The sequence below is a fragment of the Okeania sp. KiyG1 genome (genome assembly GCF_014132355.1).
In the GTDB taxonomy this organism is placed as follows: Bacteria; Cyanobacteriota; Cyanobacteriia; order Cyanobacteriales; family Microcoleaceae; genus Okeania.
Genome location: NZ_BLZO01000087.1, coordinates 48,478 through 64,499, shown reverse-complemented (window position 1 = coordinate 64,499; position 16,022 = coordinate 48,478). Strand labels below are relative to the sequence as shown.

14 protein-coding genes and 1 pseudogene are annotated in these 16,022 nt (G+C 34.3%); 2 read left to right on the top strand and 13 right to left on the bottom strand.

Features of this window, described 5'->3' with window-relative positions:
* Positions 1–68 precede the first annotated feature (68 nt).
* The 6 genes from SAGCYANO_RS19690 to SAGCYANO_RS19670 form a co-directional block, all read right to left on the bottom strand.
* Positions 69–731 (bottom strand): hypothetical protein, encoded by a 663-nt coding sequence (locus tag SAGCYANO_RS19690; protein ID WP_202221614.1) that lies wholly within the window; start codon positions 729–731, stop codon positions 69–71.
* Between the two features lie 19 nt (positions 732–750).
* Positions 751–1,833: a class I SAM-dependent methyltransferase gene (locus SAGCYANO_RS19685; RefSeq protein WP_202221613.1), complete on the bottom strand. Its 1,083-nt coding sequence runs from the start codon at positions 1,831–1,833 to the stop codon at positions 751–753.
* Positions 1,834–2,031: 198 nt separating this feature from the next.
* Complete coding sequence (locus tag SAGCYANO_RS19680) at positions 2,032–2,220, bottom strand: hypothetical protein (RefSeq protein WP_202221612.1); 189 nt, start codon at positions 2,218–2,220, stop codon at positions 2,032–2,034.
* Positions 2,221–2,506: 286 nt separating this feature from the next.
* The gene (locus SAGCYANO_RS47810; protein ID WP_255502617.1) at positions 2,507–2,629 is read right to left on the bottom strand and encodes a hypothetical protein; all 123 of its coding nucleotides are present in this window, start codon (positions 2,627–2,629) and stop codon (positions 2,507–2,509) included.
* A gap of 20 nt (positions 2,630–2,649) precedes the next feature.
* The gene (locus SAGCYANO_RS19675; protein WP_202221611.1) at positions 2,650–2,817 is read right to left on the bottom strand and encodes a hypothetical protein; all 168 of its coding nucleotides are present in this window, start codon (positions 2,815–2,817) and stop codon (positions 2,650–2,652) included.
* A gap of 11 nt (positions 2,818–2,828) precedes the next feature.
* Entirely contained in the window at positions 2,829–3,743 is a 915-nt protein-coding gene (locus SAGCYANO_RS19670; RefSeq protein WP_202221610.1) for a heparinase II/III family protein, read from the bottom strand.
* A 367-nt stretch (positions 3,744–4,110) separates the two neighbouring features.
* On the opposite strand from SAGCYANO_RS19670, the gene SAGCYANO_RS19665 reads away from it, so the two are divergent.
* Positions 4,111–5,151: a transposase gene (locus SAGCYANO_RS19665; RefSeq protein WP_237396389.1), complete on the top strand. Its 1,041-nt coding sequence runs from the start codon at positions 4,111–4,113 to the stop codon at positions 5,149–5,151.
* Between the two features lie 46 nt (positions 5,152–5,197).
* A pseudogene (locus SAGCYANO_RS45045) lies at positions 5,198–5,389 on the top strand (zinc ribbon domain-containing protein); the annotation flags it as partial.
* A gap of 42 nt (positions 5,390–5,431) precedes the next feature.
* Here SAGCYANO_RS45045 and SAGCYANO_RS19660 read toward each other — a convergent pair.
* The 7 genes from SAGCYANO_RS19660 to SAGCYANO_RS19640 form a co-directional block, all read right to left on the bottom strand.
* Complete coding sequence (locus SAGCYANO_RS19660) at positions 5,432–5,938, bottom strand: hypothetical protein (protein WP_202221609.1); 507 nt, start codon at positions 5,936–5,938, stop codon at positions 5,432–5,434.
* Positions 5,939–6,475: 537 nt separating this feature from the next.
* Positions 6,476–12,241: a tetratricopeptide repeat protein gene (locus tag SAGCYANO_RS19655; protein ID WP_202221608.1), complete on the bottom strand. Its 5,766-nt coding sequence runs from the start codon at positions 12,239–12,241 to the stop codon at positions 6,476–6,478.
* 200 nt (positions 12,242–12,441) lie between these two features.
* A complete protein-coding gene (locus tag SAGCYANO_RS45040) occupies positions 12,442–12,771 on the bottom strand; it encodes an STELLO glycosyltransferase family protein (protein WP_237396387.1) in 330 nt (109 codons plus the stop codon).
* A 132-nt stretch (positions 12,772–12,903) separates the two neighbouring features.
* On the bottom strand, positions 12,904–13,143 hold the full coding sequence (locus tag SAGCYANO_RS45035; RefSeq protein WP_237396385.1) for a hypothetical protein: 240 nt from the start codon (positions 13,141–13,143) through the stop codon (positions 12,904–12,906).
* Positions 13,125–13,457 carry a hypothetical protein gene (locus SAGCYANO_RS45030; RefSeq protein ID WP_237396383.1) on the bottom strand — a complete coding sequence of 111 codons (333 nt, stop codon included), beginning with the start codon at positions 13,455–13,457 and terminating at the stop codon, positions 13,125–13,127. Before SAGCYANO_RS45030 ends, SAGCYANO_RS45035 begins: the two co-directional genes overlap by 19 nt.
* A gap of 486 nt (positions 13,458–13,943) precedes the next feature.
* The gene (locus SAGCYANO_RS19645; protein ID WP_202221607.1) at positions 13,944–14,291 is read right to left on the bottom strand and encodes a hypothetical protein; all 348 of its coding nucleotides are present in this window, start codon (positions 14,289–14,291) and stop codon (positions 13,944–13,946) included.
* Positions 14,288–16,003: a M48 family metallopeptidase gene (locus SAGCYANO_RS19640; protein WP_202221606.1), complete on the bottom strand. Its 1,716-nt coding sequence runs from the start codon at positions 16,001–16,003 to the stop codon at positions 14,288–14,290. Before SAGCYANO_RS19640 ends, SAGCYANO_RS19645 begins: the two co-directional genes overlap by 4 nt.
* Positions 16,004–16,022 lie beyond the last annotated feature (19 nt).

Below are 16,022 nucleotides of genomic sequence, written 5' to 3'. Positions count from 1 at the left end.
CTAACAGAAACTGAGGAGTCAAAAGATCCTTCTAAAACTTAAAAATAGCTGACCGCTGACTGCTTACTTTAATGACCAGACCTTACATAACTTATGTAAGATTTATCTAGTAATTTTTGATAAGACAAAACACTAGACTCTGAACGACCATCGCCCCGGGTACCTTCCACAATCCAAACATTAGGATATCCATTATCAACTCGATATTTACCATGACGTTCGATACCTATCAAACTTGAATGTTCGCTCTTTCCATATTCACAAAATATTACTTTTTGCCATCCTAAATTATCAAGTAAAGATTGCAAAAAATCCTTTGAATAAATGAATTGATGACCCCATCCATGAAAAGCACGATTCATAGAAAATGTAGAATCAATACGTTTTTGTGGATTAGTTTCTGACAAATTAAAATGAGTAGAAACTACCCACTCTAAGGAAGGAGTAGAAAGTCGAATTACTCCACCAGGTTTTAGACTTTTCCAAGTGTTATCCAGGAAAGCGATCGCTCCTTCGAGACTTAGATGTTCGAGAAAATGTTCCCCATACACATATTCCAAACCATTAAAAGGCCAAGGTTTAGTTACATCCATCGGTTGGTCAATACCAGGAAAAGGTCGAATATCTACATTCCACCAGTCGGCCATGATATTATGGGGGCCACAACCTACTTGGACTTTTTTGATGCCGTTAGGATTCTGAGGACTTAAGCGTAACTGTTTTACTGACATCTATAGAAATATTTGTATCCTAATTTTTCTGCAACACTAATATATCCTGATAACTGGTAAATCTATTTCGTCCACACCACTGACCGTAATATTTACCCACCACAGTTAGCCCCCGCTCTCGCATCCAACCTAAAAGTAGGGGTTCCTTGTAACCAATAACTGCTTCTGGCATTTTAGGATTACTGGTAAAACACTCTTCGAGTTGATGTACTATCTTATGAGCGCCTCTACCTTTAGCGATCGCCGACTCTGACTCTGGATTCAATAAAAAACAACTACACAGACATCGACTTCCTGGTTTTAATACTCTGGAAATTTCATCTAGATAATGGCGTACTTCCTTAGCCCGCAAATGAGTAAAAACAGAAATCAAAAACACCAACTCGAAACTTTTATCCTCGTGGGGAAAGATAAAATCCAAAGTTTTGACATTTCCCTCTGGGTTGTACATTTGATTGTAGATGTTGACTACCTGAAAGTTGAAGTTGGGAAATCTGGAAGTAATCTCTGAATTTGCCCATTTAATTAACTTTTCAGCAATATCAAAACCTGCATATCCACCTTGGGGAGTTAAATAATAGGCTAAAGAATAAGCAAGACGGCCCACACCACAACCAACGTCCAATACTTTGTCGTTAGGTTCTAAACCTACCCTCTGAATAAAATAACCGAGAAAGTCGAAGGCTACATCTGTGAAATGATCCCCGACAAATTTGATGTATTCTTGACTGGGAAGAGGTATAGAGGGGTCTAATACATTGGGCATTATTCCACCTGGTCGCCCTTGGTATATGGGAGTTAATACTACTAAAGAATTTTTCAGTTGTTGTTGCTGCCCAGTCAGGGATATTTTAATTATGTATCTTGCTTTGTCTGTTCCTGGAATGTTGGGATAACCCTTATTGATATCGGGAGAGGGCAGACTGTGTGATATTTCCAAATTACTAAATTCTTGGCCTCCAATAGTAACTTGGATTCTATCCAATGGCTTCTTATCAAAAGATACTACCCAGCCTTCTAAATGTACTACTCCATTTGTAATGGCTGTTTTTTCTAATCTACCCAAAGTAGGTAAAGGGTCAGTTGGTTTTAAAAATTTCATTCTTGATTAAATTTTGATTAAATCTAGGATATTTTAACATCAAAAAGATCAATAAATAGATTAGTAACTTGGGAAAATGAAACAATTGAAACTATCAGTTCTTTTTCCTGGAGAAAAACCAGAAACTATTTGATTATTTGGGTTGTTATGAGATATCTTCATAATTTTTTCTTGATTCTTAATTCAAAAATACTTTAATTAACAACTACTCTCTAACGGCGGGATTTGATCGGCAGTTAATGTCACCATTTTACCATCTTTGAGAATACTAATTGATTCTCCCAATTTTCTATGTCTTTCAATTGCAGAAGCCTTCGCGTAGCGCTGCCTCAGCAGTATCGCTGCTCTTACACTCGAATCAATTTGCTCAGATAATTTATTAGACATCTCCGGAAAAGAGGGAGTAGGGAGTAGGGGGAAATAATTAATAATTTCTGTGCCATAATTGATTCTATTTTTTATTATTGGAGAAGTCTATTGGGATTTTTTTATTCATTGAGAAATCAGGTTTATTCTTGTATTACTCCCTTCCCGGCGCAAGATTATAATTAGTAGATCATTTGAGCATATAGTTTATAGCCAAATTTTGCTAGGTAATCCTCTAGCGGAAAGGAAGTATTTTTGAGAATTACTCCCGCCGTTATCATATACCTTCCCACCCTAATACTAATATTTACTTCCCAAACGACTTTTTACCCGTCTCCCTGACAATAGACTTTTCCATTTGGCGTTTTTCTATTACCAGAACACTATCGTAGTAGTGCATTGAATGAGCAGAACGAGTGAAATTTGTCACCTGAAAACTTTCTGGGTCAACTATCCATTATCAATTAATGAGGAGTCAGTTCGTTGAAATTTAAACAATTTATCTTTTAAAGAAGTGTCTTTTCCTCTATAGAATTTTAATTCTAGATTATCTGACCATTCTGACGATAAAATTTCCAGTACAATTCTACTATTATCAATATTTATATGACTTTTCATACTGAGATTTTCTAATTTTTTTCAGATATAAATACAGCTAAAAAATGAGCATTTATTGCTCTGGTGCTAAATCGCAATAAATTATGATTGGCAAAGCTATGGTGATGTTTTGATTGAAATTGTTCGATTTTAATCTCTAGTTTTTCTTGGTTAAAAAATTGCAAAATAAATGAGTAAGTATTTCCTGTTTCTAGGAGCTTTAGTCTAAATTGATTGTGATTAATTTTTTCTACACTGAAGCTGTTAGGGATATGCAATAAATACTCATATAGATGAAATTTTATATCTGAAAAATCAGATGGCTCAATATCATCAAATGTGACTACATAAGGAAAAGGTTCTCTCACAAAACATAAATGTCTAATGGCAAAATTAACAGGATTATAATTCTGTAAATTATATGATGGTGTTGCATCTCCTAGAATATAATCAAACACCTCAGAATAATCATATTTTATTATTTTCCCTGATACACCATTCCCCCTTCCTGAAAATCTTTGACCTTTACCATCAATTAAAACTAAGTTATGACCGAGGGAGGATGATGGAGAATTTTCCCTTGTATCATTAGCAGCACCAGAGTCAATAACTAGAGGTTGACCTTCAAATATTAATGTAAAAGAATTATTATCTGATTGGTCGTGAATACCTTCTATATATTTACCACAATTGAAACTAACAATTGTTGCTGCTGATGACCAAGAATTTCTAACGTTCAAATAACCAATATCGGAGCAAAAACGACGTATTGATAAGTTAGTATTTTCTAGTTTAAATTCTGCTACTGGTGGTTGAGGTAAAAATAAGTAGGCATCAAATAGGGAAGAGAAGTTTAAATTAGGGTCTCTGCCATAGGTTTTTAATCCTTTGCTACCTACTAATAATTCCCAAACATAATTAACAAGACTAGGATTTCTGTTACCCACTATAGTTAAATATCCCCATAAACCAGGATGAGGATTCCAACTAGATACGGTCTCGGGGTCTCCCGTTATAATCGAGCCATTTAACGGGAGGGGAATTGCCGAGCTGCAAGCTTACTTATATAGGTGTCGATTGATGTTTTTCTTCTGATTTCTTGTCTTTAAGTCTTAGTGAATCTATGAAATCACTTATTACTTGGGTCATCGTTTTTTCATTTTCTGCTGCATATAATCGTAGGGGCGAACGGCCGTTCGCCCCTACTTTAATCTGTTATGACTTATTCGTATATTTAATCCTGTTTTTTTCATTATGTATAGACAAACTCTACACAAACTATTATAATAAAGCTCTGGTCGAAAAGGAAATAAAATGATCCTAAGTCATTGTTACAAAATTAAACCAAATCAAGAACAAATAACTAAGATAGATAATTGGTTAGAACTCTTGAGGAGACATTGGAATTATGCCCTTGGTCAAAGGTTATACTGGTTAAACAGAACCAGGTGTCAAATAGACCGATGCTCAATAATTTCATGTCCTATTGGGGAGATTTCTTGTAGACCAGATTATTATTTTCAGCAATCAGCGCTTAAAGAAACAAAACAGTTATTTCCTGATTACAAAGAAATTTACTCTGAAGTTCAACAAATTAATTTACAAAAACTAGATAAAGCTTGGAAACGCTGGTTAGTTCCTGACAAAACAGGTAAAAGATTTGGTAGACCAAGGTTTAAAAAGTCTGGGAAACTAAGGTCATTATGTTTTAGTAGAGTAAATCATTCTAAAGCAGCAGTTAAGTTTGATGGTAAACAAATTATTATTAGTAGGTTGGGTATTATCCCAGTTATAGTTCATAGACCAATTCCAAATGGATTTACAATTAAAACTGCAACCATAACCAAAAAAGCTGACGGCTATTATGTCAGTTTTAGTTTAGAAGATAAGTCAGTTCCCAGTGTAATTCCTACTGATAATATCAAAACTGCTGTAGGTGTTGATGTAGGTTTAAAAGAGTTTTTAACTACTAATACTAGTGAGACTGTTTCTGTTCCAAATTTCTATAGAAAAGCACAATCTAATTTAGCTAGAAAGCAAAGTAAAGCAGCTAGAAAAGAAATTGGGTCTAATAACTGGCAAAAAGCACAGAATAAAATAGCTAGATTGCATCAACATATTGCTAGACAAAGAGAAGATTTTCATTATAAAACTGCTCATAAGTTAGTTAAAGAGTATGATTTAATTGCTGTAGAAGACCTTAATATTAAAGGTTTAGCTAGAAATACTAAACTATCAAAATCAATCTATGATGTAGCCTGGGGTGCTTTTATTGAAAAATTGAGTGCAGTGGCGGTAAAACGCGGTGTTCATGTAAGTAGGGGCGAATGGCCATTCGCCCGTACACCCTCATAATACATCACAAAATTGTAGTAATTGTGGTCAAAAAGTACCTAAAACTTTATCAGTTAGAACTCATTCTTGTCCTAAATGTGGAACAGTTTTAGATAGAGATGAGAATGCAGCAATTAACATATTAAATAAAGGGTTAAACGAGGTGGGTATCATCTTGTCTGCTTGTGGAGGCTTAGACATTAGTCAGCCTGTGAGACAAGAAACTTCTGAAACTTGGGTTCAATTATCTTTGTTTTAGAAGCTCCCGTTATAATCTCCGATTTAACGGGAGAGAACTTCACTATGAATCATTCCAGTTATTTAGATATTTTCCACGGGGGAATGATTCATACAAATACCATTCAACTAAACGGTCTAATTTATAACTATATTTATCATCTAAAAATTCTCCATTAACTTTAATATTTTTCTGGCGACAAATGCGAAGTAAAATTCCTAATATTTTAGAAACAAATCCACAATACCAAAGACCTTCCCTCGTCATTCCTTGGTCGGTTATACCATCAATAAAAAAGTCTTCCACACGACTCATTGCCACATTTAGCCATTCTTGTGCTTCAGGGAGATAATTATGCAGACTAATAGTAGCGATCGCTAAACCGGAAAAAGCGATTATTCGATGATTCCAGCTATTAAGTTGTTTTTCTTTTCTACCCCAAAGTTTACTGTGAGATTCTTGCCAAGTTTCTCTGGTTTTTTTCTCGATAAATTCTACTAGACAAAGATGTTCTTCTACGGTAAATAATTCAGGAGCTATATCTCTAAATAAGATAATTGCAGTTAGCACAAATGCTCTGTGAATTTCCTCACTAAACAAGTTAGGATATCTAGAATAATTTTGGCTAATTTTGTTGACTATATTTTTGCTAATTTACCGAATAATTAAGGTTTAAAACTTCTCCTTTAAAGGATAAACAAGAAAAAATTTTCCCTACCACGTCAATCCTCTTCTTTTCAAGGAGAGGTAATTGTTAATTATTAATTATTAATTATTAATTATTAATTATTAATTGTGGAACAGCTTCTTTATCTTCTACCAACTTATAGGCTAAACATAATTCCATCAAAACATTATAAATAACAAATAAGCTGGCAGATTCAGGTGTTCGTAAAATAGCTTCGGAGCCTAATTTTTTCGCATAATTACCAAAAAATTGTGGTATAAAGCCTCCCCCTTTAAGGGGATAAAAGGAAAAAATTTCTTTTGAGTCAATCCTCTTCTTTTAAAGGAGAGGTAATTCTAAATTCTAAATTCTAAATTCTAAATTCTAAATTGTTGTTATTTCTGTTTCACTAATCAGCAGAAATTCTAGATTTCTGTTTGTTATTTTATGAACTTCCCCAACATTTTTTCCTCATTCAACTTCTCAATAGTTCCTAATATTTCTCTGACTCTTTTCTCAAAGCTATGATTCTCTCGGATATATTTTGCTAATTCTAATTTTTCCCCAATATTCTGACTTTTTTGCTGTAAACAATTTTCTACTACTTTTGGCAAATCTTCCTGAGAGTTATAAGTGAAAATTTTATCTCCAAACACTTTTTCTAAACCAGAAATTTTGTCAGAAATAATTGTTGCTCCACAAGCAGCAGCATCGAATAAACGATTGGAAATAAATCCTTTTTCTCGCATGGTATCCCAATGGTCGTTTAATAGTACGCCACATTTACTGTAATAACGTCGTAAAATTTCATTGGGAATATATTCTCCTTTTAAATAACCACTGGGCAATAATTTTTCCCAGTTTGTACCATAAACATCTATTTTTAAACCTGCTTCGACAGCATCTTTTACTATCTGACGATAAACTTTGCGAGAGTTACCGACAAACAATATTTCTCCTACTTCTTCATAACCTTCTTTATCTGGATAAAACAAATTTTTATCGGTACATTGCAGTAAAGTTTGTACTGGAACTTTTACCTGTTTTTGTAACTCCTCAGCATAAGAATAGGAGGCTACAAATATATGGTCATATTCTTCATATTCTGCCAACTCAACTTTATCTGGATGACTAATATTCCACATCAAATTAATGTGATAATACTTAGGTTGATAACGACTCAAACCACGAATCACAATTGCTACATCATCTCCAAAACTTTTCGGCGTTTCCCACTCTGACAAAATATCAATTCTGACAGAATGACCTAATATTTCAAACTGTCGTTTCATAGCTAAAGCATAATGATAATCTCCCCATTCTTGCGCTTGTTTCCAGTCAGGAACTCCAATTTTTATACCGATGCGGAAACTATTACTCATTTTTTCCCGTAAGGCAGTAAATACTGTTTGGGCACGATGTTTGTATGTGTGTTGTTCCTCAACTATTTTCTGTAATTCTGCCACTTTTGCTAATCTTAGTTCCTCATTTGTTAGATACTCCCGTAATAAATTTTCTAGAGATTCGCGACAATTATAAGTAGGCAATAAACCATCGAAAGATTCTTGATTTCCTAATTCTCCATTTGTCACAACTAACGCCCCAGAAATAATCGCATCAAATACTCGTGAATTTGTAGAACCCCATTGTTTTGTCACTGAGTTAGCATCATCAATTACTATTTTTGTCGAAGCATAAACTTTGGGCATATCTGTATAAGGCAAGAGTCCACGATTATATTTTTTAAACTTCTCAAATTTTTCCCAGTTATAGCCATACAAAGCAAATTCAAAGGGTAAATTATCTGGTTCCAAAAAACTCATAATATCTCGTGGATATTTCCAGAAACTTCCTGTAAAGCAATAGTCAGATTTATATTTATTCTCTAGTTCTGAATTGACTTTTTCCTGTTGTTCTAAAATTGCTACTTCCGAATTATTCCCTACTTCACTTTTGCCTGTTTCTGGAATTTTATTACCTAGTTCAGAAGGAATTTTTTCTGACTCTTCTGAAACTCCTACTTCCAAATTTTTCCCTACTTCACTTTTGCCTGTTTCTGGAATTTTATTACCTAGTTCACTTCTGACTTCTTCTTCACTTGTGACTTCTGACTTTTGACTTATAACTTCAGAATTAACTTCTTCTTCACTTTTGACTTTTGACTTTTGACTTATAACTTCAGAATTAATTTCTTCTTCACTTTTGACTTTTGACTTTTGACTTTTGAATTCTAAGTTGACTTTTGACTTTTGACTTTTGAATTCTAAGTTGACTTCTGACTTTTGACTTTTGACTTCTAAATTGACTTCTGCTCCACTTCTAGATTCTGAATTATGAATTCTAAATTCTAAATTCTTAATTCTAAATTCTTTAAATCTTTCATCATTAGTAGCTATCCTAACTACTGTTGTAGACTTAGATAATTTTTGCTGAATATAATCGGCAGATTTTTGAGAAGAACACCAAAAACAATCATAATCTCCTGCCGTTTTTTGAGACGCCCAAACCTCAAACCAATTTCTCGCCCAAGCAACTTTTACTAAACTTGGTTTAGCATTTTCTATTCTTTCTAATTCATAATCATGGCGCATCACCACAATTACATCTAAACGGGTCATATCATACCAATCTTCTCCTTCAGAAAGATAATAAACATCCCACCCAAATTGTTTAACTAATTGTTCTCCTAATTCTACTGCTGTAAAATAATCACCTGCCGCAGCTGTCATATCTGCTTCGGTTACAGCAAAACCAATAGTTAAAGGATGACCAGTCCAATAAATTCCTTTTTCAAAATAATCTTGTAAATGTTTCCGACGGAGATAATAAGCAAATCTTTCTTCTATTATCGGACGATTTTTCAATATTTTCTGGATAAATTCTTTACCTTTATTAAACCGAGAAAAACCACGATTATGAAAAGCAGTTAAATGATTAGCACTAATAATTTCTTTGCCTAATTTTTGCCGGATACTCAAACATAAATCTACATCCTCATAACCGTAGAAATAATCTTCATTAAAACCTCCCACTTTCTGAAAATCTTCCCGCCGACACATCATTAATGCTCCAGTTACAACAGGTACTTTCCAAGGAGCAGATTGTACTTTTAATAACTGCGGAGCATAACGAACTTCAAAAGGATAAAAAGGTTCATTTTGACTATGAAAATATATCTGCACTCCTAAATGTTGAGTAGGAGGAAAAGCCAAAGACTTGTCACTAACAATATCTAATAATTTTACTCCTACCATTCCTAGATTTTCATCTTGTTGAATTAACTCAACCATTTGAGGAATTATGTCTTGGCAGAGGGTAATATCATTATTCATAAATAACAGTAAAGGAGCTTTTGTTTCATTCACTCCCACATTATTTGAGTTGGAAAAAGAATAATTTTCTCCCCTGGCAATAACCGTTATGGGCAACTTTTTAAACCACTCCATACAGACATCAATACTATTATCTGTCGATCCGTGGTCAACCACTACTAATTCCAAATTTTCATAACTGTTATAAAGCTCAAAGGAAGCAAATAACTCACTTAATAATTTCGCTCCATTCAAACTCAAAATAATTACTGCTACTGCTGGTTTTTCCGTCCGAACTTTTGCCAGAGATATCTGACTTCTAACTTCCTCTTCACTCCTGAATTCTTCTAACTCTCTACTTCCGACTCCTTCTCCATTTTTTACTTCTTTACTTCTGACTTCTTCTTCACTTTTGACTTTTGACTTTTGACTTTTGAATTCTTCTTGGAATTTTGACTTTTGACTTTTGAATTCCAAATTTACTTCTTCACTTTTGACTTTTGACTTTTGACTTTTGAATTCTTCACTACTTCCTTCTTCCTTCTTCCTTCTTCCTTCTTGAAAATGATAGATAAGTTTATTAATTTCTCCCTGACCAAAACTCAGATTAACCTCATGCTTTTTCCCCTTCGGTCCGACTACTAATGGTTTAGGAGAATTTTTCAATTGTTCACCTGTTTCTGTTATCTTGACACTAACTTCAACTAACCCATTACTATGTAAAGAAGGAGGAATTTTTTGAGCAAAAGCATGATATCCGTGAGTATCAAAAGCTTCCGCTAAATCTTGACGATATTTATTCGCTACTAACGTTCCAACTAAATTATTACCAACAAAAACATCAACAAATACAACCTTATCAGAATCATTTTTATGTCTCGCCCAACCAGAAACATAATCAAGAGTCGCATAATCCAAACAACCCTCAAAATCAGTTTCTCCTAATATATTAATGTTCGTAAAATTGCCCGTTTCCAGTAAATTTTTTCTTCCTTGAGCAGCTTCTAATTTTTTCTTAGCCTTAGAAAAATGAGGGTCTATTTCCAAAGCACGACGGTAACAAGCGATCGCCTCATCCATAGGAGTTTTCTGGGCCAAAGCTTCCCCCAACCGCAAATGAAACTTTGCCGAGTTTGGCCTTAACTCTACAGCTTTTGAATAAGCCGCCACAGCTTCATCCCACCTTTCTAATTTTGACAATAATTCGGCTTTGTGGTATATAACATCCGCAGATTTAGGATTCAGTTCAGCAGCTTGAGATAAAGAAGCGAGGGCCTCATCCCACCGTTTTAATTGGGCAAGAGCTTCTCCTAACATATGATGCACTGCTGCAGACTTAGGATTAATCTCAACTGCCCGACCATAACTAACCACAGCCTCATCCCAACGTTTGAGTTTGCTGAGAGTATGACCCAACTGATGGTGAATTTCCGCAGTATTGATACCTATTTGAATAGCTTGCTGATAATTGGTAATAGCATCATCAAACTTTTGTTGCTGCACCAAAGCTAAAGCCAGATTTTGGTAAACCTCCGGCAACTTAGGATTAACTTCCAGACCACGGCGATAACTAGCAATAGCATCATCCCACTGTTTTTGTGAAGCCAATATCTTTCCCAAATAACCATGAACTTCCCCTAAATTTGGATTAAGTTCCAAGGCCCGATGATAAGTAGCGATCGCCTCATCCCACTGCTTCAAATTACCGAGAGCTATTCCCAATTCCCCATAAGCTTCGGCCAAGTTAGGATTAAGTTCTAAAGCTTTACGGAGAGAGGCCACTGCCTCTTGATTTTGTTTGAATTCTATCAGGGCGCAACCTAACTGGTAATGTACCTGTGGGGAATTGGGTTGTAATTGTGCAGCTTTCTGGTAAGCGACCACCGCTTGTTCCCACTTTTGAAGTTTACCCAGAGCATATCCCAAATGATAATAAACCTCTGGGGAGTTAGGCTGAAGTTCTGTGACTTTGCGGTAAGCAACTACAGCGTCAGACCAATTTTTCTGTTGAGCTAAAGCATATCCCAGATGGTGATGTACTTCTGGGGAGTTGGGCTGAAGTTCGATCGCTTTGCGGTAGGCAGCTATAGCTTCCGGCCATTTTTGTAGTTGAGCCAGAGCATATCCGAACTGATGATAAATGGGTGCAGAGTTTGGTTTTAGTTCGGTTGCTTTACCATAGGCAACAATGGCCTCATCCCACCTTTGGAGTTTGGATAAAGTTTCTCCACAATGATGATGGATTTTAGCGGAATTCGGGACAAGTTGACTAGCTTTTAAATAAACTTGGGCAGCTTGATGTAGGTCTCCTAGTTTACTCAGGGCTATTCCTAATTTTTGGTATGATTCCCAGAAACTGGGGTCTATTTCTATAGCTTTCCGATAGTAATTAGTAGCTTCCTGAGTTTGACCTTGTTTATCAAAAGTTTCTCCCAAGTTATGGTGGGCAATAGCAGATTCTGAGTCCAGGGATATAGCTTTTTGGTAGTAGGTTATGGCTTTGTCAAATTCACCTTTGTTGAATACAGCTTTTCCGAGACTGTTATAAAATTCTGAAAAGTTGGGATTGATATTAATGGCCTGGGAGTAGGAGGCGATCGCTTTCTCTAATTTCCCTTGTTGAGCCAGAATGTCCCCCAGGTGATGATGAGAGATAGCCGAGTTTGGTTTAAGTTTTATGGCCTGACTATAGGCAGTAGTCGCTTGTTCCCAATGACCTAGTTGGGCTTCTACATCTCCCAGACTTTGGTAATACAAAGAGAAGTTAGGGTTTAGTTTTATAGCTTGGCGATAGAGAGGGATGGCTTCTTCTAGTTTGCCTGCTTCTATAGCGTCGTTGGCTTTTTGAAAGTATTGGGCTGAAGTTTCTGGAGTTACTTGAGGCACGGATTTCATTTTTATCGTTGGTAAAGATGGTTAAGAAAGAATTTAGGAGTCAGAATAAAATTCTGTAGATGAATAGATTTAGCTTGGTTCTGTACAGCAGTATAAGTGGGTTTAATACCAATTCTAAATGTATAGATTTAGTTGTTTTTGATACACAAACTCCCCATCGTGAAGTTTGGGAATCCTCTAGATATGGCTCAAAGGCCACGTCAGGAGGATGTCAATACTGTATCTATATCTTTTAGCCAAGCTTCTACTAAATCAATTTCTTGTGGTGGGAATATATCACTTTTAATTAGAGTTTCGTAGCATTTTCTTAGGTTATCTGATATTGCATTTTTTCCGGTCTTCAGTTTAACTTCGGATAATAATTTGGCAATTTTTTCATTATTGAGATAACCGGGAATCTCTTGTTCAAAATCTTGCATTAGATTATGAATATTACGCTCTTGATAAACAGTTGGACTATGAAATAAAATCCGCCAACCATTTTCCCAACAAATTCTTTGAGCGATAAAAATTCGCCATATATCTGTCATTCTAAATGAACAGTATGCAGGCAAATACATAAGTGGATAAGCATTGGGAAACCAATATGTATTTTGACTGTTGAAAGGGCACCAACTCTCTTTACCTAATGCTAAGTTAATATTATCTCTAAAGTTTTGAGGTCAAGGTAAAACTAATCTATAAATTGCATCAACATCAGGGTTTTGGTTAGCTAATCCTTGCTGAATAGGGCATTTTGCCAAATATTCTGATAATTCTTCATAAGGTGGTATTGGGTGATTAATTTTGTCTAACGGTAATCCTCTCGGCCATATTGGTGCTTCTGAAAAATATTTATAAATATTTATCCAACCTGCTTTGTCGATAATTTTACATTGAATTTCTAAATATTTTTCTGCCAAAAACTATCTAAAGGTAAGTTATCATCATCAGTCTCTACTATATTTTCTGCTCCTTGTTCCATTGCTAGTAAATACCCTATATTTTTTCTAGCATAATGTTTAGTTGGGCAGACTTTAGCATAATTTAGTCCTGTAGCTATTTGAGCTTTTATATCATAATATTGAGAACCTTCTAAGAGAAAGTCACTTGGTGTTTTTGTATCACCTATAATTATGAAATTCCAGTGGGATAACTGACACCCTGCTGCCAATTCTCGTAAAACTTTATTGGGTGCTGAAATTGTGGTTACAACTAATATTGTTTGAGATTCCATATATCTATAATTTATTAATTTATGATTTTTTTATCGCCTAAAAACTTTGATTAAACAGTAATTAATGGGGATTATTTCACTACATTTATCTTTTCCCTTATGGGTTTAATACCCCACCGTCAACTGGAGTGCTTAAAATTGTTTAGGGTGAGTAGACGCGGAGCAGCAAGTCCTTGACTATCCCCATACAATTTTCCCTTCTGCTTTCTTCAATTAAAATTCCCCATCAACTGCCACAATATATTCTATTGTAAGCATTTCCTCCGGAATGCTGCGCAAACAGCCGTCAGCTATTAGCTATCAGCTATTAATTTTAGGGAAGGTAAAAGCAACCTTTGAAATTCAAAAAGAATAAAAAGTTACTACCAAAGTTCCTGGACAAAACCTCAGAAGTAATTATTTATTACTAATTGCTGTTTGCTCCGCATTCCGAAGGAATAGCTGACTGCTGATAGCTGAATGCTTACATTCTATTTACTTTTTAGTTTAGTCTTTAGACATTCGTTTTTGCTGTTCCACTTTTTTAAGAATATTCAAGATTTTTTTGTAGATAATTTTCCAATTAACTTTATAATTACCATAAGCTTTTGTGTTTAGTTGTTGAATGTCTTGAGCTTTCAAAAATGTTGGCCGGATACCAGCTTCTTTCACTCCATACCAAAAACTTTTTTGTGCCAAATGAGCCAGATCGCCATGAGCTACACCTGGTTTATCTGTTAACCATGATGTTATTACTAATCCAGAACCTACTACTGCAATATAAGCATCAATATTATTAGCCCAAACTATACTTTCGTATAATTTTATCTTTAAATTCGTATTGTAAAAATTCACCTTTGATTTGGTTTTTTCGATAATTTTTTTACACTATCACTAGCATCTGGAGTTCCGTCAAAAACAATTCCTATCCTTAAATCAGAAAAATCATCTATCAAACTATTAATAATTTTTGGATAATTTTCATCCTGATCGACCCAAACCTTATTATGAGTTCTGACATTTATCCAAAGCAGTAAATTATTATTTTCTTTAGCTTTTCTTACTTCTGCTATAAACTCTTGAGAACATAAATTATATGCAGCTTGAGCAATTCTATTCCCAACAGTTTGTTTAATAAAAGCATCTGTTATTCTCACGCAGAAAAAGTTATTTTTTAACATAAATCTGAATTGCTCTTCACCAGACATTTCAGACATATCTAAAATTTTATTTTCCGGAATTTCGGGAAAAATAGATAATAAGTTTAGATATTGATTCCAACCACCACAAAAATAATCTATTTTTTCTAATAAATTCTGTTCGTACAAATAGTATATACCTGTGACATCTTGCCAGAAAAAATGCCCTAAGTTTTTCATCGTACCATATACTTCTACTAATGACTTATTAACATTTCCCAGATAATTCTCGACATCTCTCCAATTACTAACTGCATAGCTTTGAAATTTAGAAATTTTATTGGCAATATGTTGAGGTATGTTTGTAACAGTTTTTTTTGTTCCGCTAAAAGCAATGCAGATGTTAAGTTTAGGAATATATAAAGCCGCTTTAGAACCAATAAAATTATTGAGTATAATGTAAAACACTTCTTCTCCTTCAAATCTATATATAAGAGTTAATCTTTCCAGATAAAAAGAAGTATTAGACCTAACTACTCGACCACTTAGAGGGCAAACGGCATATATATACCCAAATTCTACTAGACTTTGAGTAAACTCAATGGCTTGATATTTATACTCTCCTGTGTCTTTTTTAAGTTCCTTTTTTTTGACATTATTTGTTCTTGTTTGTACAACTCCATTAGTACTCTCAAAGTAATTGATGTAAATATTTTCTAAATGAGGATTTTCAATTATTATTAATTTGACATATTCTAAAACAATGCCACTATTTTTAATATATTTTATATGTTTTGGATGTAATTTATCTATTTGAAAAACTTTTAATTCTTTTCTAGAAAAATGTTTTTGAATTTCTTGAGATTTTAATTCTAAACCCTCTAGGTCTTGATTCAGATCTAAATTATCTGAATTAGTTTGATTCAAAGCATCCCAGAGCAAGTCATATATTGAATTACTACTTACATTTGTTGACTGCTTAACTTGTTTAGGAAACTGTGCTTTAGGTAACTCCTTAAAAAAAGTAACTGCTTCAGAGATTAATCCTGCTGTGGAAATACTGATACTAAATTGATAATAAAACTCTAAATTTTGAATATTTTTATCGAAAATTTTGTGGTAACAATTGATAATTTCCCTAAGTTTTCCTGCCTTAATTAAAGCTATTCCTAATGTCACATTTTTTTGAGCTTTATCCTCTGACCAAGACTGCATTTTTAAGATTTCTTCATAGCATAATAATGCTCCTTCAAAATCTTCTTGTTTTACCAAAAGCATCCCTAGTTCATAATAGTCAGAACTTTGTGGCTCTATCTTGATAATTTCACGATAAACACTAATAGCAGATTCTAAGTTTTCAATTTGTTTTTGGGTTTCTCCATAAGTGCGATAATTTTCTACCAAATTTTGTTTTTGCTGATTTAACAACCGCTCTATTCTTCTAACT